The sequence below is a fragment of the Limosilactobacillus caviae genome (genome assembly GCF_014635905.1).
GTDB lineage: Bacteria > Bacillota > Bacilli > Lactobacillales > Lactobacillaceae > Limosilactobacillus > Limosilactobacillus caviae.
On the sequence record NZ_BMDS01000012.1, the window covers coordinates 1 to 18,212 of the forward strand.

Genomic DNA, 18,212 nt, shown 5'->3' on the forward strand with positions numbered 1-18,212 from the left:
AAGTTAAGCTTCAACACGCCGAAAGTAGTTGGGGGATCGCTCCCTGCGAGGATAGGACGTTGCCACGCTAAATCAAGCTTTGGCACCTGGTCTTAATTGTGCCGGGGCTTGGATACTGGAGAGTTGTCCGAGCTGGCCGAAGGAGCATCATTGGAAATGATGTATACGGGTTAAAGCCTGTATCAAGGGTTCGAATCCCTTACTCTCCGTTATTTATGACCCGTTAGTCAAGTGGTTAAGACACCAGCCTTTCACGCTGGTATCGTGGGTTCAAATCCCGCACGGGTCACTTTTGGAGGATTAGCTCAGTTGGGAGAGCATCTGCCTTACAAGCAGGGGGTCACAGGTTCGAGCCCTGTATCCTCCATTTACAACTTAATATGGTTGTATATTTACCCATTACACGATGGCTCGGTAGCTCAGTTGGTAGAGCAACGGATTGAAGCTCCGTGTGTCGGCGGTTCGATTCCGTCCCGCGCCATTTATGGGGGAGTAGCGAAGTCTGGCTAAACGCGACGGTCTGTAAAACCGTTCCTTCGGGTTCGGTGGTTCGAATCCACTCTCCCCCATTTTTATAGGGATATAGTTAAACGGTATAACTACGGTCTCCAAAACCGTCATTGTGGGTTCGATTCCTACTATCCCTGCTTAACTGAATATTTTGGCGGTATTGGTGAAGTTTGGTTAACACACCGGTTTGTGGGTCCGGCACGCGTGGGTTCGAATCCCACATACCGCCCTTTTGATTAGGTTAATTACTTAATCTTAACTATTTGGTGGTATAGCCAAGTGGTAAGGCAGAGGTCTGCAAAACCTTTATCATCGGTTCAAATCCGATTACCACCTTTTAGTTAGCTGATGCCTCTGTGGCGGAATTGGCAGACGCGCTGGACTCAAAATCCAGTTCCCGTTGAGGGAGTGTGGGTTCGACCCCCACCGGAGGCATACTATTGCTTTCGTACAAAAGTGTCAGCTAAGCTAATGAAATAGGAGAAAGCTTGTTAAATCAGGCTTCCTCCTATTTTTTTGGTTTAAATTGTTAAGTATTTGAAATAGTGTAAAATGGTATGAATTTGTAGACTTGGGACACAAACGGGACACAACTTTTTTTACATTTGATTTAGTACAGAGATTATTTTATCGTTGCTCTTTTGTCGATATTCATCAATTAAATAAGCATAGGTATCAGTTGTTGTTGATATATTATTATGTCCTAATCTTTTACTAATGACATAAAGATCTATATCATTAGCGAGTAGTAGGGCAACATGACTATGTCGCAAACTATGAAAATGGAAATTATCTTTTTCTATATGAAGCTCAGACATTATTTCATGTAATTTTTCGTTGAGTGGTCCACTTGTAGGAATAGTTCCAAACTGATTCATAAAAACAAGATTACTTGGTGCGTTGATTTTTAATCTATGTAGTAATTGAAGAAGTTTTTGATTTACTTTAATCTTGCGAACTGATGACTCGTTTTTAGTTGGTTTAAAACGATGAGTCTTGAAATGCTCGTCAGTTTCGCCTTTATCTTTTGTTTCTTTCCAAGCTTTATCAATATTGATAATATGATGAATAAAATCGATATCATTCCACGTCAAAGCCTGTATTTCTTCTTTACGCATACCGGTATAAATTGCGGTGACTATCATGTACCGACTAGTATATCTTCTATTGGTTATACCATTAATTGTTTGATTAAGGATTTGTTTAATCTCTTTTATATTGGGGTATTCAACATTTAGTGAACGATCCTTATCCGCAGTAAGAGATATATTCTGGGTAAAATCCTTAGTGATATAATCATCAAGAATTGCTGATTTAACACAGGACCTAATTATTGAATTTAATTTTTTTACGCTAGATGGAGCGTGATTACTTCCATATTGATTAATAAACTTTTGGTAATGAGTCCTTTTAATTTCCTTAATATTAGTCTTGTTGAAGTAACTTTCTAGTCGTTTGCCAACATTATTATAACGATTTAGTGTTTTACTACTTAGTTTTGGTTCTTTGTAGGTTTTGACCCATTCCCAATAATAGTCTGTCAAACTTATGGTTTTACTAATATCTAATCCATTATTTAACGCCATTTGTTTTTCAAGGGCCCACTGTTTTGCGAGTGCTTTAGTTGTAAATCCATCTTGTGATTTTGAATGCCTTTTCCCATCAGAATCATACCAACGGATACGAGCACTCCAATGATTACTTCGTTTAAATATTTGAGCCATACTTGTCCCTCCATTATTAAATTGTGTATAATGAAAGGGTTGATAATATTTGTTTGGACGCAATTAATATCAACCCTTGGTCCACTGACAGCTGCAACTGTCGGTGGGCTTTTTTGTTTACTAGCTTTTTATGTCATCGAGTAGTTGGACAAATAAAATATTAGCTATTGTACATTAACTTTAAACTTTGCTGCCTTCTCAGTTGAAACAAGAGGGGCAAATTGTAGTTCAATATTACCTAGCTTATTGGTACCAAATCCGGTTGTAACATCCGCTTCCTTACCAGCTGCAACTGAGTCTAAAGTGTTATCGATAGGATAAGTTTTTAGTTTAGTATTATCTGGGCCATATGCTTCTAGGTCGGTTCCAATTGGTAAATCCTCATCTGAGTTGTTCTTTACATGATAAGTAACTTTGATAACATTTGCAGGCTTATCATCAGCAAATTCATTACGTTCATCAGTTGTTTCTACAGATGTAAGGGTGTACGTTACTTTACCAACTTTTACGGTATCACCAACTTTATAGTAAGCTGTTTTTTTAGTGGATGAATTAGAAGAGTTTTCTTTTGTTCCGCCATTACTACCACTTCCCATACTTCCACCGATAGCAAGAACTAAAACAACTACAATTATCCAGAACCAAACACGTTTATAGAATGGTTTCTTTTCTACGTAAGTTTTTCCGTCTTCGCCTTGAATCTTTTTTGCCATTGTAAAATGACCTCCCTAATATAATTCAGCTTTTATTGTCATCAGGGTTTGGACAATAAGACTATTTTGAATTAAGTTTGCGTAGTTGATTAATAATCTCTTGATTTTGACGCATTAAAATATAATTTTGTTCAATCATTTCTTGATAATACTGAGTTAAATACTGTGATTGCCGATCAAGAATTGGAGCAGAACCAGAAAGCTTTTTTGAAATTGCAATTTTACGCAAGGCATCATCGTATTCTTTATCCACATCTTGTAGATTGTTTTCATCTACAAACTTATCTACGTCTTTTTTCCAACCATCTTTTCCATTAAAAATACTCATTTATCTTAACCTCATATTTTTTCAATTTTTACATTCTTTCGTAGATCAAACCTATAACCCTTATATGCAAAAGTTAATCCACGTTTTACCCGATAGTTATTAATTGCGTCAGTTAAATACTCAACATCAACATTACAGTAATCAGCAATTTCATCTAATTCCCAGAGGCCATGATTATGACAATAGATAAGTTTATCTAGGCTAACAGCTCTGGTCATTGCTAACGAACGTGCTTTATGTTCTTGCTTTCGACTATCTACAGTATCTTCGGCAACAATATCTCCAACTGTTGTATCATAATGTGCAATTTCTTCTTGAAGGGTTTCATACATCTTGGTGCTGCTTACCGAAGGATTCAATAAAATATCGCCATCAAAATATAAGCCTGCAAGATGGTCTGGCATTTCTTGATGATAACTAATGTTTATATTAGGGTACTCACTAGCTAATTCTTCATAAGCATACATACATATCACTTCCGAGCCTTTTTCAAATTTTCGATAAAATTAATAATTTGCTGGCGTTCTTCTTCTGGGGTGTCGTCGTCAATATGAGCAGCTATAGTAGTAGCTGCTGTGTTTTCTTTATGAGGACGTTCTACTAACTCAGCTTTGCTTACACCAAAATAATTTGCCATCATTTCAATTTTATCGATTCTTGGATACGTTTCACCTTGAAGCCATGCGGACAGGGTAGTGTAACTGAATCCTAAATCAGCAGCAAGTTTGCGACGTGACACCCCATGACTGTCCATAAGTCTTTGGATGTTTTTCGCCATAATTTCTTTGTTTCCTAAATCACTCATACCGAATGGCCTCTCTTCTTATTATCTGTATATTAGTTATTGTACACTAAAACGGTAATAAAATCCTCTTTTTTTACAATAAATTACATTTTTTCGGTAATTTATTATTGACATTACATTTTAACTGTAATAATATTGTTGGTGTTGAAAGGAGGTTAAGCAATGAAGTTAACATTAAAAGCACTCCGCGTAAACGAAAATCTAACGCAAGAAGAAGCCGCTAAAAAGGTTGGCGTAAGTAAGTATACGTGGGCAAATTACGAGATTGGGAAAACTTATCCTGATGTTCCAACTATCAAAGCTATTGAGCAAGCGTTTAATGTCAAATATAATGACATTCTTTTTTTACCGAATATTACAGTTTAAATGTAATTAATGAAAGGCGGAGATTAATTGCAACACATTGATTCAGAAGTTCAACGTAGATTTGAACTCTTACAAAAAAGAGTATCCGGACATTAAGTTCCGATGAGCAGGAGCAAGTGATTCTGTAATTCGTTGCTGCGTTTGGGAAGCTTGTCGCATTGCTTCATAAGCTTCTGGCGGAATGCTATTTACAATGCGAGTACTAGCTGCAAGAGCTTCCTCATAACTGTAATGAGTAGTAATAGTAGTCACCTCCTTTCGTGAGGGGATGCAATTATTTTATCAAAAAAGGACGGTGTTATTAATGCAAGCTTTATTAGACGAGCAAGATTACCAAACGATTACTGATGAAGTGCTTAGACGAATTAAGGAACGATACACCTTGGTTCCTAAAAGCCATAATCAAATTGGCGATTGGGTCGGTATTCAAGAATTTACTAATTTGTTGCCTGTCAAAAAGGACAAGGAGTGGGTAAGGATGTTTATCTTATCGATTCCGGCGTTTAAAAATTGGGTAATCAATTTGAATGCGGGGAGTGGTTACCCAACTAGGGTGAATAAAACTGAAGCAATGGCTTGGATAAAAGATCACCGAGCCGAGATTGATTGGAATCAGTCTTTACCACGTTAGGAGGTGACTAGATGGCATTGCTAATTGGATTACCAATATTAATTATTGCGCTGTGTTTATTGTATGCGGTGATTTACAGCTTACTTTATGAACGGAATGAACCACTGCTATTAAAGCCAAAATATCGGAAGAAACATTGAAAGGAGGTGAAGGGATGAACAAATTAATTCCGCTGATCATCGGCGCATGGGTAATGTATTGCACGATGGTTGGTAGTTATGACGGAGCAATCGCAATCCTGTCAGTATATCTATTACTAATTGTTATTGATCCGCTAAATAAAAAAAGTACGACCGCCGCAAACAGTCGTACCCAAAAATAAATATTTTACGAGGTAATTATATATGAATGAACTAAATTTATCAAAGCTTAATGCTGAAATTGGCGATAATTGTGTGTTTGTATCACACTTAGCCACTCAATATCAAGCAGCAAGCACTCCAGAAGAGCGAATGGCAATGGCTATCAAGATGGAAAACGCAGCCACCATGTTACGAATCGCAGCCGAACGGTTAGCAACGGAAACTAAGAATGTTTACGGAGGTAATCAACATGAAGCAAACTGAAATTCATTTAGTGACTATTCCGAATAATCCTAATCGTTTTAGCTGTGAAGTGACCGGTAATACTGACGATTTAGCTAAGATGCTTGTTGCCGGTCTAACTTATCATCCTGAACTACTCAAAAAAACATTTAAAGGGATTTTAGAAAAAGGTGTGTGGAGGTAAAGATAATGACTAACGGAGAAAAAATTAATGCAATTAAAGCGATCCTTGGACCAGAATACGAGGAAGTAGCCATTTTCGCTGCTAAAAAATCAGAAATTCGTGACGAACGAACAATCTCTTTGATTGATGGCGATGATGGAACGGTAGCTGCAATGATTATAAATTATCTAAATACTAGCCCGGTTACAACTTCAATTATTAAGGCAACGATTGGAACTTTGAAGACTGACCCATTTGCCGATTTGCTTTCTCAAATCTTCTTAGGAGGTAAGGACTAATGAATTTATTTGAACTTAACGATAATTATAAAATACTAGCTAACCGTGATGACCTTGACCCGACAATTTTAAAAGACACCCTTGATGCAATTAAGGATGACCGTAGGAATAAGCTAGATAATTTAGCGACATGGGCTGATCGCTTAAAGTCTGAAATTGAGTTCCTAGATGCAAAGCAAAAGTCATGGCGTGAAGAAATTACTTACCGGAAGAATAAACTGACTTGGATTAAAAAGTATATCACTGATGTCCTCGATGATGCTGGAATTAAGAAAATGGCAACTGAAAACCACTTGCTTAGTGCCCGTAACTTTAAGGCTTCGACAATCATTGACAGTGATAAAAAGCTTCCAGATAAGTTTAAAATCACCGAAACAACTACCAAACCAGATAAGCAGGCTATTTACGAAGCGCTTAAGGCTGGGGAAGAAGTACCGGGAGCACACTTGAAAGCTAACCGGAACACGGTGATTAAGTAATGTTTAAGCTCCGTGATTACCAGCAAGAAACGATTGATAACATTACTAAATCAATTCATGCGGGTCACAAGTCAATCATGGTACAGCAACCACCAAGAACTGGGAAAACAGTAATCATGGCAGATATTGCCAGACGAGCCACTGCTAAGGGTAATCGAATATTATTCGTAGTTCATCGTCAGGAAATTGTCCAGCAGGTTATCAAGACGTTCAAAACTAATGATGTAAATATGGATTTAGCTAAAATCGGTATGGTTCAAACGATTACTCGACACGTTAATAATCTAGACCCACCGGCGATAATCTTTGTTGATGAGGCCCATCATGTTCTGGCTAAATCATATCGAAGGATTCTTGATGCTTTTCCGAAAGCTTATAAGTTACTGTTTACCGCTACTCCTTATCGGTTAGGTGGACAGGGTTTTACTGATGTGGCTGATGATTTAATTATTGGCAAATCAGTCCCCTGGTTAATTGACCATCACTTTTTAGCACCAGTTGATTATTACGCTCCTTCGTATATTGACACTGCCAAACTAAAAGTAAAACAAACTGGTGAATTTGATGAGAATTCAATCAAGGAAGCCATGAAGCCGAAAATCTATGGAAATGCGGTAAAGCACTACTTCAAACTAGCTAAAGGAATGCAGGCAATTGCCTATACTTACAACGTTGAGAGTGCTCGTCGATTAGCTAACGCATTTAACGGATATGGCATTTCGGCAAAAGCTGTGTCCGGAAAAACTCCGAAAGATGAGCGAAAGAAAATTATTGAGGAATATCGACAAGGAAAAATTCAAATCGTAACCAATGCAGAGCTATTTACCGAGGGGCTAGATCTCCCTAATGTTGACTGTGTGATTATGCTACGCCCAACGCAATCATTATCCCTGTACTTACAGTTTGCAATGCGGTCAATGAACCCCCGCAAAGGTAAGACAGCAGTAATTATTGACCACGTTGGAAATGTACAACGATTTGGATTACCGACTGATGATAGGCAGTGGTCATTAGAAGGCAAGGGAAAGGATAAACGACAATCAGGAAGCACAATCAAACCTGTATCTGTTTGTCCGACTTGTTTTGCGAGTTTCTATCGTACCAACGATATCTGTCCTTATTGTGGCTCACCACTAGGAGAAGAAAAAGGAATTGAAGTCGTTGACGATGTGCAACTGAAAAAAGTTGCTAAGTCACGACTAGCAATTATTAAACAAATTCAATCGTCAGCAATTATGAATAATGTTGCTGGCAAGCGTCCAAACGAATTGAATAATCTGAAAGAAATACAGGCCTATGCCAAATTAAAAGGGTATAAACCAGGCTGGGCTTACCACTACGCTAAACAGCGTGGATTTATCAAGAAATGAGGTTGATATTAATGAGTATTTTGCCACCAAACAAACCACAGAAAGTACGGAAAGTACCACGAAATTATTTTATTTACGGGGACACGATGTCCGGAAAATCTTACTTAGCGGAACGGTTCCCAGCACCGCTATTCCTAAATACTGATGGAAATAGTGAAATGAACACCGCACCATCAATTCAATTGAAGAATGTCCGGAAGAGTGATGGATCACTTAAGAAGTCAGTGATTGACCAATTAGATGAAATTATCCTAGCTCTGGGAACCGAAAAGCATGGTTACAAGACAGTGGTCATTGATGTTATTGACGATGTAGTAACGCTGATTGAACAGGCTATCTGTTATGACAATGGCGTGGAAACACTAGGCGATGTTCCATACGGAAAAGGGTACGCCAATTTAATACTGTTTTCCAAGCATTTGTTACTGAATTAAAAGCACTTCCACTCAACACTGTTTACATTAGCCGACTAATGACGTTGACTGATGAAACTTCCGGACACACGGAAGATAGACCATCATTGAAGCAGAAGTACTACAACGTGGTTAACGGTAACTGTGACCTAGTAATTGAAACGAAACGGTTTGGCGATCGTTACATCCGAATGGTTAAAGATCGACGAATTCACTATGTCAAAGATGATATTACTGATCCGGCAATTTTACGAGTGCTGGAACATGTAAATGGTGTCTTTGATAAGCCAAAGCAGACTACTACAAAAGAGCAGAATGAAATTGTTAACAAAATTAAAAAGCAAAATGTAAAGGAAGGTTAATGAATTATGAGTTTACGAGATGCAATGAATAAAGCTACTGAAGGTTTTGATCCAAAGAATGATTCAGTTAATAAATTTAAGGGACTGGAAAGCGGTAAGTATACCGTAGCCGTTGCTAAGGTAGAAAATCATGAAACGCCTTGGAATGCGGAACAGCTTAATTTTGAATTAGAAGTTGTTGACGGTGAAAGTGCCGGCCCAAAGGAATTCTTACAGATTGGATTAGACGAATTAACCACTAAGGGTAATCCTAATCCGATGCTAGAAACTAATTTACGATTGGTTTCTAAATTAGCAGCAATCTTAGGTGTTGAAATTCCTGATGAAGTTTGGGATGACGATACTTTAATTTATGAAAACTTAGCTAAAGCATTCCAGCCTGCAGTAGGAAAAGTCATGTCAATGGACTTAAAAGTTCGACCAAACAAGAAGAATCCTCAATACCCATACCGTAATTATGACTTTGAAGAAACAGAACAACCGGAAACGCCAGAAGTTGAAGATGATGGAATGCCCTTTTAAGGGTGGGTTGCGAAAAGCATTAGAAATGAAAAGAAAGCAACAAGTTCAGGACGAAGAAGAATGGGAAGAATATTACCATAACTGGTATTAGTTCTAATTAAGGCAGTGACCTATACACCGAGCGGGTGAAATGCCCGCTATTTTTCTAGGAGGTCAAGATGAAAAATTTAGTTAATTACGCCTTGGCTTACCAAGCTAAAGGATTGAGTGTCCTCCCAATTGCTGGTAAACGTCCATTGATTAAGTTTGCTGATCGGGAACCATTGACTGCAGATGAAATTAAAGCACTTTGGCAGAAACATCCCTTTGCTCAGATAGCTTTGCGGACTGATAAATTCTTTGTAGTTGATATTGACCGCAACCATGAAGACAATGTTGACGGTTTTGATTCGATTAAACAACTACCAGCCGAATACTTTCCAGAAACGTTGACCCAAACCACAAGGCACGGTGGCCGACAATTATTCTATCTAAAGCGGTCAGATATGCGGGTTAATCAATTAATCGGTTATCTTCCGGGCGTTGATGTAAAGGCTCATCAGAATAACTATGTCGTGGTTGCCCCGAGTGATGGTTATAAATGGTTGAATAAAAATCCGATTGTGACGGCTCCTAAATCATTAGTGGTAAATATTAATCAGATGCGAGCCAGTAATCGCCGTAGTTCTCCTGATGATTTAGTAATTAAACCACGTGAGCGAAATTCGACTACTGACTTACTTGAAACGATTGCCAATGGGTTAGGTGATAAAGGGATGCGTAATAAAACCTTAGCTGGAATGATTGGTGCCCTGTTATTCCGAGGAGTTGAAGCTAAGGCTGTGTACCAATTAGCGATGATTTGTAATGAAAACACACCTGATCCGCTTCCAGAAGACGAAGTAAATCGAACGTTTAGGTCAATGCTTAACCGGGATATGAGGAATGGAGGTGAACTGCGTGGCGGATAATGTGATTCGCAAACCAATTGATTTTGAATTAAATACTCAAGGAAATCCCAAGACTAATAGTTTGAAGAACGTTGGCTTAATCCTTGATGGTGATCCGTTACTGCATGGCACCTTCAAATATAATGAGTTCGCTTATTCAATCGATGTGGTTAAGGATATTCCACAACTCTTTATTGAAAAGGGCCAGCTTGATGATAGCTATTCGGCCATTATGCTTCGCTACATTGAAGATGAGTATGGCGTGATGTTTCAAGAAAGGTTGTTGAATATGGCGATTACTGTTGAAGCAAAAAGCCACCCCTACAATCCCGTCAAGGAGTATATGGAGAAGTGTTATAAGGACTGGGACCACAAAGAACGTATCAAGGACTTTTTACCAGTTTATCTAGGAGCTCCAAGTAATGAAGTGACGACACTGCAAACAAAATTGTTTCTTGTTGGTGCAGTGATGAAAGTCTATAAACCAGAAAGCAAGTTTGACTGGGTATTTGATTTAGTCGGTGGCCAAGGTGTTGGAAAAACTACCTTACTTAAAAAACTAGCCCATGGTTGGTACACGGACCAATTCACGGACTTTAAGGATAAGGATAGTTTTGCCAACATGCTACGAGCATTGATTGTTAACGATGATGAAATGACGGCAACTAATAATTCTGATTTTGAAAACTTGAAGAAATTTATTTCAGCCGAAGAATTAGAGTTCCGGCCACCATATGGACGACATACAATCCGCCGGCCAAAGAATTTTGTTATTGCGAGGACGACCAATGAATCGACTTACTTAAAAGATAAAACTGGTGAAAGGCGATTTCTGCCAAACATGGCCGATAAATCCAGAGCGATGGCAAATCCGGTCACGGATCTAGACGATAAGACGGTTAGTAATATCTGGGGTGAGGCTGTCGACCTCTATAAGAAAAGCTTTTCCTTCATGTTGACGAAGGAGCAGCAGAAACTCATTGAGGACAATCGAAAGATATTTATGTACATTGATGAAACTGAAAATCAAATTGAACGAGTGCTTACTACTTGGGATGATGATTGGATTGAAAGTTCAGAAATTGCTCACGAGTTAGGAGAAGATAATCTGGTTAAGAATCGCTCATTAGCAAAGAAGATTAAGTATGTGATGGATAACCGGAGTGATTGGAAAACGGGATATAAGAAGATGAAGGGCGTTGTTCATCGTGGATATCGAAAAATTGAAGGTTTACAGTAGTTTGCACTGGTTTACACTTAAATTCTTTTAGTGTAAACCTCTATAAACGTTGATATATCAGTGATTATCTGTTGTTGGTTTACACTACTACACTATTTTAATAATAATAATAAAAATATATATAAGACCTATATATGCTTTATAAAAAGTTGAAAACAAGTGTAAACCTGTAAACCATCGTTCAAAGCCTTGTGGCAGTAAGAATAAAAGTGATTTGATTACTGTAAACCTAGTGTAAACCAGGGGAGGTTAATGATGAAGAATAGAATTAAAGAGTGTCGAAAGGCAATGGGAATAACTCAATCAGAATTAGGTAATATCGTTGGTCTAACTAATAATACAATATCCAGATATGAACTCAATGAGCGTGAACCTAATTTAGTAATGTGGGAACGGCTTGCTAGAGCTTTGCATGTTAGCCCATCTTATTTAGTGGGGTGGTCTAATGCTAAGTGAACATAAAATTCAAAACGATATCCGGGTAGCCTTGTCAAAACATCAGTGTACAGTGTTCCGGGTAAACGTTGGTTCGGTAAAAACACCAGATGGAAGATTTTTTTCAGCTGGTGTACCTAGTGGCCATCCGGATTTATATGGATTTCGTTGGTCAGATCATCAAGTATTTTACATTGAAGTGAAGAATGAAAAAGGCAAGCCGAGAGCGGATCAAATTAGATTTCATGAAATGTTAACTAAACGAGAAATTATTCATGGAATCGCTAGGTCTGCTGGGGATGCAGTAAAAATTGTTGAGGAAGGATTGATTGGCTATGGCTTTTAGTATCATCTCTAATGCTATCTTTTCCTTATTATGGCTGCGGTTAATTAGATATATCCAACGCGATTATCAGGAAACCCAAAGTCGAGGATTGCTAGTTGCAGAAATTATTGTGGTATTAATTTGCTTTACAATTAGCATCTTGTGGATAAGGAGCACGCTATGAAACAATACGCGGAGGTTGTAAATGATTAATTATAAGTGTTTCGGAAAAGTTGGTCCTTGTTTGTTTGTTGTTGATGGCATAGGCAAAGATGGTGAAGCATATTATCTTAACGTCAATGTAAAGCGACGGGCTTATTCCAAGATTAAGCGTACTCGTAAGCGGCAGATTGCTAAGGCTAAGCATATGATGGCTTGGCACAATCATACGAGTTATGAGTGGTCACAATATGGGCACAAAATAGCTAGAAAGCCTAAGAGGTGGAAGAAATGACCGATAGATTTGATAAGCCAACATTAACTAGGATTATCAGTAGTGGTTATCCGGTGGAAGCAAAAGTAGCTCAAATCATTGCATTACATGAATTGCAGCGAATACACCAATTAAATGAAATTGGACACGTTATTGATACTGCCAAGGAGAACGAATTATGAAATTAACTGAAAAGCAAAAGAATTGTCCGTACTGTCACGGTAAGAAAGACATAATTAATACTTTGCACTATGGCGGTTTAGGGAGCGTGCTGGGTCAAGTTGTTCATATTGAAGGTGACAGGCTAGTCGTTGAAGAAGAAACAATTGAGTCTAAAAAGATTAATTGGTGTCCGATGTGCAAGCGACCACTGAACGAGGAGGAAGAACAATGAAAGTACATTATATTCATGCAACTGATCCAGAAGAATTTGACAAAAACGTAAATGAATTCATTAAGGATAAGAAAGTAATTGATATTAAGCCTTATCCTATGGTGGATACTAATTCCGATGCTAATTACACTAACCCCGGATTTAGCCTGTATTATCTTGATTGCGTTGTTATGTATGAGGAGGAAGACTAATGCTACACAAATACAGAAAAACAGCCTTAATCGAAGCTGAACAGTTCGATGGTTCTGATGAAATGATAAGAAAGTATCACATTAAGTACTATTCTCCAGGTGATGAATATAGTTTTTACACAAAAGAGGGAGCTTCGATATTAAATATAGGCGATTGGATTGCTACTGGAATTGATGGTGAACACTGGAGAATTGAACCAGATATATTTAAACGGACTTATGAGAGGGTTAATTAATGGAAATTAAATGTGGTAACCAAAAAATGGAAGCTTATCCAGTGGAGCCATTCGTTTATGAAGTGGTAGCTGATGGTAAGAAAGAATTTTATCAAGCAGCATGGGATGCCTTTAGATCTGATTTGCATATGAAAAATGCGACAGCAAAAATTATTAAAATACCGGTTACTCCAATGAGTGATTATGAGATCGAGACAGAGCGACTCTATTTTGAATTAGGAGATTTAAGGGACTATCCGCATGTAGAAGAATTTAAGAACGATAAGCCAAAAGAAACTAAGCCAAAGTTCAAAATTACATTTAGCAAAATGATGGATATCTTAACAATAGCTTGGGTAATTTGTATGACTATATTATTAATTACATTAATAATTTCAAACGGGGGGATAATTAAGATGACATTTGAAGAAGCATTAAAGCACGAAGAAAATAATGCACCAGTAACTTATAACGATCAGAAATATTATGTAGTTGGTCATAATGCACTAAATCAGACTTTAACAATTAGAAAGCTGAGCAGTAATCCATTCTTTACTGTTTCAGTTGAAGCTAAACCGGAGGAATTATCATGAGTATTAAAATTAATGCCCAGACAGTGGTATTTAAAGGCCGTTCGTTTGTTGAAAATTCTATACAAGAAAATTGTGAATATTGCCATGCACCGTTTAAGACAATCATGGTGACTAAATCAGTTAAAAATACTGGTGTAGTGGGGTCAGTTAAAAGTGAAATCCCTATTGAAGTTAGTGGGGAATACTTTAATTACTGTCCTAAGTGTCGACGGAGGTTAAATTAATGTTATTTTTAATATTATTACTTGCTGTTTTCGTGTTTGGGTTCCTTCTTGGTAAGAAAAATCCATAATAAAAAGGACCCACCATGTATGATGCGTCCTCGCTTGAAAATATTAACCTTAATTATTATAGCAGATAGCGGGGGTACATCATGCAAACAGATTTGAACTTAGATATAGATTGTTTGAAAACTGCACGGAAGGTTACTGAGTTTCTGGAAAAAAAGCTGGATCGCTATCTAGCTTTATCCGGGAAACAACGATTTGATTTGAAGTCACCTGGAATGGACGGAATGCCTAAAGCACCTAGTTACGGTAACGGGAGCGAAAACCGAATGCTAAATATTTGGCTTGCAGAAGAAGTAGTCGATTGTGTGGGCTGTGCAATGCGTAACATGACAAAGGAATCGCAACGGATATTGTTAAGTCGTTATTCAGATCAGATGTTGACGTATAACATTGCCAGGGAATTAAGCATTAGTTCATCAACATATAGTCGAAAACAAGAAAAAGCGTTATGCGAATTTGCTGATCGTTTTGAATTCCAATTAGTTAAACATGGTATTCACACTGAAATAGATGACTTACATGTTTATCCAGATGAGGAATGATAAATTGATGGGCGATTGTTGAATGAGCAATCCTTGATAAAAATGTGATAATGATATTGTCGAATAATTCGATATTCATATAATAAACTTTCAAAATTATTTGTCCGCAACGACGTTAAACTAGATTTCTAACGTAGTATTTAATCAAGGATGACATTGCGATCATCCTTATTTTTTTCTAATATATATAGATATATTACTATGTTAGGAAGTTGTTTTTATGAGTAAAAAGAAAGATCAAGGCGTTACAGGAAGTCAAACGGTGACTTTTAGAGTTTCCGGTAATGAGATGACCAAAAAGATTGGTTACAATTTAGACTATGTTATTGAAGCTTTTTCTAATGCTGATAATTTAATAAAGAAAACGTATCTAGCATTAAACGACAAAGAAAGATTTATGGAACACGATGCTGAAAAGCTAACGGTCAGACTTACAGAAGTCAAGGAAGGATCTTTACTTTCGGAATTGTGTATACATTACCAATCTATAATTGCTCCTGCAATGCCATTTATTATAAGTAATCAAGATTTTATTATGGAAACTATAAAAGATTCTTATGAATTTCTCAAAGCAAAAATAAGTGCAAAAAAGGAAGGAAAAACTGTGGATGTTATTCAAAAAGCAGGCACAAGCGGAATAAACATTAACAATAATACTGGTACAGTAGTAATCACAACCCCACAAGGCCTTCCCAATGTTGCCGATAAATTAAATACACCTCTTACTGAATTAGCGCAAAGTGTAGATGGCAAAAAAATAACAGGAATTGAAATAGGGGCTCAGGATACGAAATCAGCAAATATTCGGCTAGATGCAAAAGATAAAGATATATTTGGTGGAACAACAGTAACTACAGATGATGAATTCCAATTTTCCGGGAAAATAATTTCTGGTAATTACGAAACTAATCGAGGACGCATTGAAATTTCCAGCAGTGAACATGATGATTTAGAAGCTGGTCAAACATATTCAGTAGAAATTAATCCTGAATTGCATGCAGAAGAAACTTGGAAAGAAATGTTTCTTACAGATCGTCCATACTATGGCAAATGTACATATCAAAGAAATCAAGAGGGGACTTTCAAGGTCCAAAAGTTAATAATTACGGATTGGGATGAAAGTCAATGGAAATAAATAGAAAGTCAGTTTAATCGCTGGCTTTTTATTTTTAAGGAGGTGAGTAGTATTACTCAAAAATTAACACAGAAGCAAAAACGATTTGTCGATGAGTACATTATTTCGGGTAATGCTACTCAGGCGGCAATTAAGGCTGGATATTCTAAGAAGACAGCTGCAGTTACAGCAACCGAAAACCTAAGAAAACCTAATATTAAAGCTGCTATCGAAAAGCGCAACGAAGAAATCAAGTCCGAAAAGACTGCAGACATGACCGAAGTGATGGAGTATCTTACTTCGGTTATGCGTGGTGAGCAAACAGAATCAGTTGCTACTGCTAAGGGCGTTTATGAAGACGTTGAAGTGTCGGCAAAAGATCGCATTAAAGCGGCGGAATTAATCGGTAAGCGTCACGGCGCATGGACTGATAAAAAAGTTATTTCTGGTGATGTTCAGATTGATGTGGGAATGGGGGATTATGATGACGAGGAGTGAAGAACAATGGAGAAAAATCAAAGATCATCCTCATTACTTGGTTAGCAATAAAGGTAATGTTTACAGTGAGTATAAAGGCGGCTTGCTTAAACAGATGAAAGATGCTTATGGATATTCTCAGGTTAATTTAAACCGCCGCTCCAAGAAGGTGCATCGTTTAGTAGCGGAGGCTTTTATCCCAAACCCAGACAAATTGCCTGAAGTTAATCATAAAGACGAAGATAAAAATAATAACCAGGTGGATAACTTGGAATGGTGTACTAGCAAGTACAACATGAATTATGGCGACGTGGAGAAAAGGTCAATTCTTTCACAACAAAGCCATAGCACTTGGAAAATCTATCAATATGATTTAAACGGTAATTTGGTAAAAGTATGGAATTCAGCGAGAGAAGCCGACAGACATGGATTCAACCGTAGAAGTGTGTATCGCTGTTGTGATGGGGAAATAAAATCTTTCAAAGGATACATATGGTCAAGACAAAAGAAGGTGATAGTATGCCAAACATCAAATTAAATTTTCCAAAACCGGCTAAAGTATTCAATAAGCAAATTTTTGATAACTTGTTTGATTACGGTCATTTCGTTGAGGTTTGGTACTGACTTATGGCGGTGCATCTTCTGGTAAATCTCATGGTGTGGTACAGAAAGTTGTACTTAAATCATTGCAACACTGGAAACATCCCCGTAAAGTGCTATGGCTTCGGAAAGTTGATCGAACAATTCAAGAATCTATCTTTGCTGACGTAATTGACTGTCTATCAAATTGGCAGTTGTTACCGTTGTGCAGAGTAAATAAATCAAACCGTACTATTCATTTACCGAATGGTGCGGTTTTTCTATTTAAAGGAATGGATGATCCGGAAAAGATTAAGTCGATTAAAGGATTGTCTGATGTTGTCATGGAGGAAGCGTCTGAGTTTAATCAAGATGATTTTACGCAGCTTACTCTTCGTCTACGTGAACCTAAGCATAAGAAACGGCAATTGTTCTGTATGTTTAATCCAGTTAGCAAATTGAACTGGACTTACAAGCAATGGTTTGACCCGAAAGCAAAGGTTAATCCGGAACGAGTATCAATTCACCAATCAACTTACAAGGATAATCACTTCTTGGACGCTGATAACATTGCAACAATTGAGAACTTAAAACAAACCAACCCGGCATACTATAAGATCTATACACTTGGCGAGTTTGCTACATTGGATAAGCTGGTTTTTCCTACCTTTACTAAACGTCGATTATATCCGGAAGAACCACAGTTGCGTGATTTGCCTGATTTGTTTGGCTTGGACTTTGGTTACAGCAATGATCCATCTGCTTTTACTCATTCCAAGATTGATATGAAAAATAAACGTTTCTATGTTCTTGAAGAATACGTCAAAAAAGGAATGCTCAATAATGAAATAGCCAATGTAATTAAACAAATGGGTTATACCAAAGAAGTTATTACGGCTGATGCAGCAGAACCAAAATCAATTGCTGAATTAAAGCGTGATGGGATATATCGTATTCGACCAGCGAAGAAAGGGCCGGACTCAATTATTCAGGGTATTCAGTTCTTACAGCAGTTTGAATGGATTGTTGATGATCGTTGTGTCAAAACAATTGAAGAATTAGAGAATTATACATATAAGAAAGACCGTAAGACTGGTGAATATATCAATGAACCTGTTGATGCCTACAACCACTGCATTGATAGCTTGCGGTATGGTAGTGCTGAATTTAATGGGTTAGCTAGTCCTAAGGCAACGATATTAAAGAATATTTATATTTGAGGTGG

At 37.5% G+C, this 18,212-nt stretch carries 33 protein-coding genes, 9 tRNA genes and 1 pseudogene; 37 read left to right on the forward strand and 6 right to left on the reverse strand.

The annotated features are described in order from the left end of the window. Positions 1-117: 117 nt before the first annotated feature. The 9 genes from IEU90_RS10355 to IEU90_RS10395 all read left to right on the forward strand — a co-directional run bounded on the left by IEU90_RS10355 (position 118) and on the right by IEU90_RS10395 (position 945). Positions 118-209, forward strand: a tRNA-Ser gene (locus tag IEU90_RS10355). An 8-nt stretch (positions 210-217) separates the two neighbouring features. Then, a tRNA-Glu gene (locus tag IEU90_RS10360) sits at positions 218-289 on the forward strand. Between the two features lie 5 nt (positions 290-294). Further along, positions 295-367, forward strand: a tRNA-Val gene (locus IEU90_RS10365). A gap of 41 nt (positions 368-408) precedes the next feature. After that, positions 409-481 (forward strand) — tRNA-Phe (locus IEU90_RS10370). Positions 482-486: 5 nt separating this feature from the next. Continuing rightward, positions 487-569 (forward strand) — tRNA-Tyr (locus tag IEU90_RS10375). 7 nt (positions 570-576) lie between these two features. Next, a tRNA-Trp gene (locus IEU90_RS10380) sits at positions 577-647 on the forward strand. 17 nt (positions 648-664) lie between these two features. Beyond that, positions 665-739, forward strand: a tRNA-His gene (locus tag IEU90_RS10385). 36 nt (positions 740-775) lie between these two features. Further along, positions 776-846: transfer RNA gene (locus IEU90_RS10390), tRNA-Cys, on the forward strand. Between the two features lie 14 nt (positions 847-860). After that, positions 861-945, forward strand: a tRNA-Leu gene (locus tag IEU90_RS10395). Between the two features lie 164 nt (positions 946-1,109). Here IEU90_RS10395 and IEU90_RS10400 read toward each other — a convergent pair. The 5 genes from IEU90_RS10400 to IEU90_RS10420 form a co-directional block, all read right to left on the reverse strand. Then, on the reverse strand, positions 1,110-2,234 hold the full coding sequence (locus IEU90_RS10400) for a site-specific integrase (protein ID WP_153710922.1): 1,125 nt from the start codon (positions 2,232-2,234) through the stop codon (positions 1,110-1,112). Between the two features lie 164 nt (positions 2,235-2,398). Then, on the reverse strand, positions 2,399-2,947 hold the full coding sequence (locus IEU90_RS10405; protein ID WP_153710921.1) for a DUF4352 domain-containing protein: 549 nt from the start codon (positions 2,945-2,947) through the stop codon (positions 2,399-2,401). Between the two features lie 61 nt (positions 2,948-3,008). Next, entirely contained in the window at positions 3,009-3,275 is a 267-nt protein-coding gene (locus IEU90_RS10410; protein WP_153710920.1) for a hypothetical protein, read from the reverse strand. 11 nt (positions 3,276-3,286) lie between these two features. Beyond that, positions 3,287-3,742, reverse strand: coding sequence for a toxin (locus IEU90_RS10415; protein WP_153710919.1), 456 nt, complete (start codon positions 3,740-3,742; stop codon positions 3,287-3,289). Between the two features lie 5 nt (positions 3,743-3,747). Further along, complete coding sequence (locus IEU90_RS10420) at positions 3,748-4,053, reverse strand: helix-turn-helix domain-containing protein (protein ID WP_225431356.1); 306 nt, start codon at positions 4,051-4,053, stop codon at positions 3,748-3,750. 189 nt (positions 4,054-4,242) lie between these two features. On the opposite strand from IEU90_RS10420, the gene IEU90_RS10425 reads away from it, so the two are divergent. Further along, positions 4,243-4,446, forward strand: coding sequence for a helix-turn-helix transcriptional regulator (locus tag IEU90_RS10425; protein ID WP_188358099.1), 204 nt, complete (start codon positions 4,243-4,245; stop codon positions 4,444-4,446). A gap of 69 nt (positions 4,447-4,515) precedes the next feature. Here IEU90_RS10425 and IEU90_RS10430 read toward each other — a convergent pair whose 3' ends face one another. Beyond that, positions 4,516-4,698 (reverse strand): hypothetical protein, encoded by a 183-nt coding sequence (locus IEU90_RS10430; RefSeq protein ID WP_188358100.1) that lies wholly within the window; start codon positions 4,696-4,698, stop codon positions 4,516-4,518. A gap of 52 nt (positions 4,699-4,750) precedes the next feature. On the opposite strand from IEU90_RS10430, the gene IEU90_RS10435 reads away from it, so the two are divergent. The 27 genes and pseudogenes from IEU90_RS10435 (at position 4,751) to IEU90_RS10555 (ending at position 18,207) form a co-directional block, all read left to right on the forward strand. Continuing rightward, positions 4,751-5,077 (forward strand): hypothetical protein, encoded by a 327-nt coding sequence (locus tag IEU90_RS10435; RefSeq protein WP_153710916.1) that lies wholly within the window; start codon positions 4,751-4,753, stop codon positions 5,075-5,077. An 11-nt stretch (positions 5,078-5,088) separates the two neighbouring features. After that, positions 5,089-5,217 (forward strand): hypothetical protein, encoded by a 129-nt coding sequence (locus tag IEU90_RS11455; protein WP_263863490.1) that lies wholly within the window; start codon positions 5,089-5,091, stop codon positions 5,215-5,217. 14 nt (positions 5,218-5,231) lie between these two features. Further along, on the forward strand, positions 5,232-5,399 hold the full coding sequence (locus tag IEU90_RS10440) for a hypothetical protein (RefSeq protein WP_188358101.1): 168 nt from the start codon (positions 5,232-5,234) through the stop codon (positions 5,397-5,399). Positions 5,400-5,421: 22 nt separating this feature from the next. Next, positions 5,422-5,643, forward strand: coding sequence for a hypothetical protein (locus tag IEU90_RS10445; RefSeq protein WP_153710915.1), 222 nt, complete (start codon positions 5,422-5,424; stop codon positions 5,641-5,643). After that, complete coding sequence (locus IEU90_RS10450; RefSeq protein ID WP_188358102.1) at positions 5,630-5,806, forward strand: hypothetical protein; 177 nt, start codon at positions 5,630-5,632, stop codon at positions 5,804-5,806. The genes IEU90_RS10445 and IEU90_RS10450 overlap by 14 nt, the downstream gene beginning before the upstream one ends. Before the next feature lie 5 nt (positions 5,807-5,811). Beyond that, positions 5,812-6,084, forward strand: a complete 273-nt coding sequence (locus IEU90_RS10455; protein WP_153710913.1) for a hypothetical protein — start codon at positions 5,812-5,814, stop codon at positions 6,082-6,084. Beyond that, positions 6,084-6,563 carry a siphovirus Gp157 family protein gene (locus IEU90_RS10460; protein WP_153710912.1) on the forward strand — a complete coding sequence of 160 codons (480 nt, stop codon included), beginning with the start codon at positions 6,084-6,086 and terminating at the stop codon, positions 6,561-6,563. The genes IEU90_RS10455 and IEU90_RS10460 overlap by 1 nt, the downstream gene beginning before the upstream one ends. Further along, a complete protein-coding gene (locus IEU90_RS10465; RefSeq protein ID WP_153710911.1) occupies positions 6,563-7,933 on the forward strand; it encodes a DEAD/DEAH box helicase in 1,371 nt (456 codons plus the stop codon). The genes IEU90_RS10460 and IEU90_RS10465 overlap by 1 nt, the downstream gene beginning before the upstream one ends. Positions 7,934-7,944: 11 nt before the next feature. Then, positions 7,945-8,367 (forward strand): AAA family ATPase, encoded by a 423-nt coding sequence (locus IEU90_RS11365; protein ID WP_229723675.1) that lies wholly within the window; start codon positions 7,945-7,947, stop codon positions 8,365-8,367. 86 nt (positions 8,368-8,453) lie between these two features. Then, positions 8,454-8,708 carry a hypothetical protein gene (locus IEU90_RS11370; RefSeq protein ID WP_229723677.1) on the forward strand — a complete coding sequence of 85 codons (255 nt, stop codon included), beginning with the start codon at positions 8,454-8,456 and terminating at the stop codon, positions 8,706-8,708. A gap of 6 nt (positions 8,709-8,714) precedes the next feature. Continuing rightward, positions 8,715-9,230, forward strand: a complete 516-nt coding sequence (locus IEU90_RS10475) for a DUF669 domain-containing protein (RefSeq protein ID WP_188358103.1) — start codon at positions 8,715-8,717, stop codon at positions 9,228-9,230. Positions 9,231-9,388: 158 nt separating this feature from the next. Next, positions 9,389-10,180: a bifunctional DNA primase/polymerase gene (locus IEU90_RS10480; RefSeq protein ID WP_188358104.1), complete on the forward strand. Its 792-nt coding sequence runs from the start codon at positions 9,389-9,391 to the stop codon at positions 10,178-10,180. After that, on the forward strand, positions 10,170-11,399 hold the full coding sequence (locus IEU90_RS10485; RefSeq protein WP_229723679.1) for a virulence-associated E family protein: 1,230 nt from the start codon (positions 10,170-10,172) through the stop codon (positions 11,397-11,399). The genes IEU90_RS10480 and IEU90_RS10485 overlap by 11 nt, the downstream gene beginning before the upstream one ends. A gap of 255 nt (positions 11,400-11,654) precedes the next feature. Continuing rightward, entirely contained in the window at positions 11,655-11,855 is a 201-nt protein-coding gene (locus tag IEU90_RS10490) for a helix-turn-helix domain-containing protein (RefSeq protein ID WP_188358106.1), read from the forward strand. Then, on the forward strand, positions 11,845-12,180 hold the full coding sequence (locus tag IEU90_RS10495) for a VRR-NUC domain-containing protein (protein ID WP_188358107.1): 336 nt from the start codon (positions 11,845-11,847) through the stop codon (positions 12,178-12,180). The genes IEU90_RS10490 and IEU90_RS10495 overlap by 11 nt, the downstream gene beginning before the upstream one ends. Before the next feature lie 184 nt (positions 12,181-12,364). Further along, positions 12,365-12,613 carry a hypothetical protein gene (locus IEU90_RS10500; RefSeq protein WP_188358123.1) on the forward strand — a complete coding sequence of 83 codons (249 nt, stop codon included), beginning with the start codon at positions 12,365-12,367 and terminating at the stop codon, positions 12,611-12,613. Continuing rightward, positions 12,610-12,774 carry a hypothetical protein gene (locus IEU90_RS10505; RefSeq protein WP_188358108.1) on the forward strand — a complete coding sequence of 55 codons (165 nt, stop codon included), beginning with the start codon at positions 12,610-12,612 and terminating at the stop codon, positions 12,772-12,774. Before IEU90_RS10500 ends, IEU90_RS10505 begins: the two co-directional genes overlap by 4 nt. After that, the gene (locus IEU90_RS10510; RefSeq protein ID WP_187403050.1) at positions 12,771-12,986 is read left to right on the forward strand and encodes a hypothetical protein; all 216 of its coding nucleotides are present in this window, start codon (positions 12,771-12,773) and stop codon (positions 12,984-12,986) included. Before IEU90_RS10505 ends, IEU90_RS10510 begins: the two co-directional genes overlap by 4 nt. After that, a complete protein-coding gene (locus IEU90_RS10515) occupies positions 12,983-13,177 on the forward strand; it encodes a hypothetical protein (RefSeq protein WP_188358109.1) in 195 nt (64 codons plus the stop codon). The genes IEU90_RS10510 and IEU90_RS10515 overlap by 4 nt, the downstream gene beginning before the upstream one ends. Then, a complete protein-coding gene (locus IEU90_RS10520; protein ID WP_188358110.1) occupies positions 13,177-13,413 on the forward strand; it encodes a hypothetical protein in 237 nt (78 codons plus the stop codon). The genes IEU90_RS10515 and IEU90_RS10520 overlap by 1 nt, the downstream gene beginning before the upstream one ends. Beyond that, the gene (locus IEU90_RS10525) at positions 13,413-13,985 is read left to right on the forward strand and encodes a hypothetical protein (RefSeq protein ID WP_188358111.1); all 573 of its coding nucleotides are present in this window, start codon (positions 13,413-13,415) and stop codon (positions 13,983-13,985) included. The genes IEU90_RS10520 and IEU90_RS10525 overlap by 1 nt, the downstream gene beginning before the upstream one ends. Then, positions 13,982-14,209 (forward strand): hypothetical protein, encoded by a 228-nt coding sequence (locus tag IEU90_RS10530; RefSeq protein ID WP_188358112.1) that lies wholly within the window; start codon positions 13,982-13,984, stop codon positions 14,207-14,209. Before IEU90_RS10525 ends, IEU90_RS10530 begins: the two co-directional genes overlap by 4 nt. Before the next feature lie 149 nt (positions 14,210-14,358). Beyond that, complete coding sequence (locus IEU90_RS10535; protein ID WP_188358113.1) at positions 14,359-14,817, forward strand: ArpU family phage packaging/lysis transcriptional regulator; 459 nt, start codon at positions 14,359-14,361, stop codon at positions 14,815-14,817. Between the two features lie 220 nt (positions 14,818-15,037). After that, entirely contained in the window at positions 15,038-15,952 is a 915-nt protein-coding gene (locus IEU90_RS10540) for a hypothetical protein (RefSeq protein ID WP_188358114.1), read from the forward strand. Positions 15,953-15,994: 42 nt separating this feature from the next. After that, positions 15,995-16,429 (forward strand): terminase small subunit, encoded by a 435-nt coding sequence (locus IEU90_RS10545; RefSeq protein WP_188358115.1) that lies wholly within the window; start codon positions 15,995-15,997, stop codon positions 16,427-16,429. Next, a complete protein-coding gene (locus tag IEU90_RS10550; RefSeq protein WP_229723681.1) occupies positions 16,413-16,946 on the forward strand; it encodes an NUMOD4 domain-containing protein in 534 nt (177 codons plus the stop codon). The genes IEU90_RS10545 and IEU90_RS10550 overlap by 17 nt, the downstream gene beginning before the upstream one ends. After that, positions 16,928-18,207, forward strand: a pseudogene (locus tag IEU90_RS10555) (PBSX family phage terminase large subunit). Before IEU90_RS10550 ends, IEU90_RS10555 begins: the two are co-directional and overlap by 19 nt. The last annotated feature ends 5 nt before the right edge of the window (positions 18,208-18,212 follow it).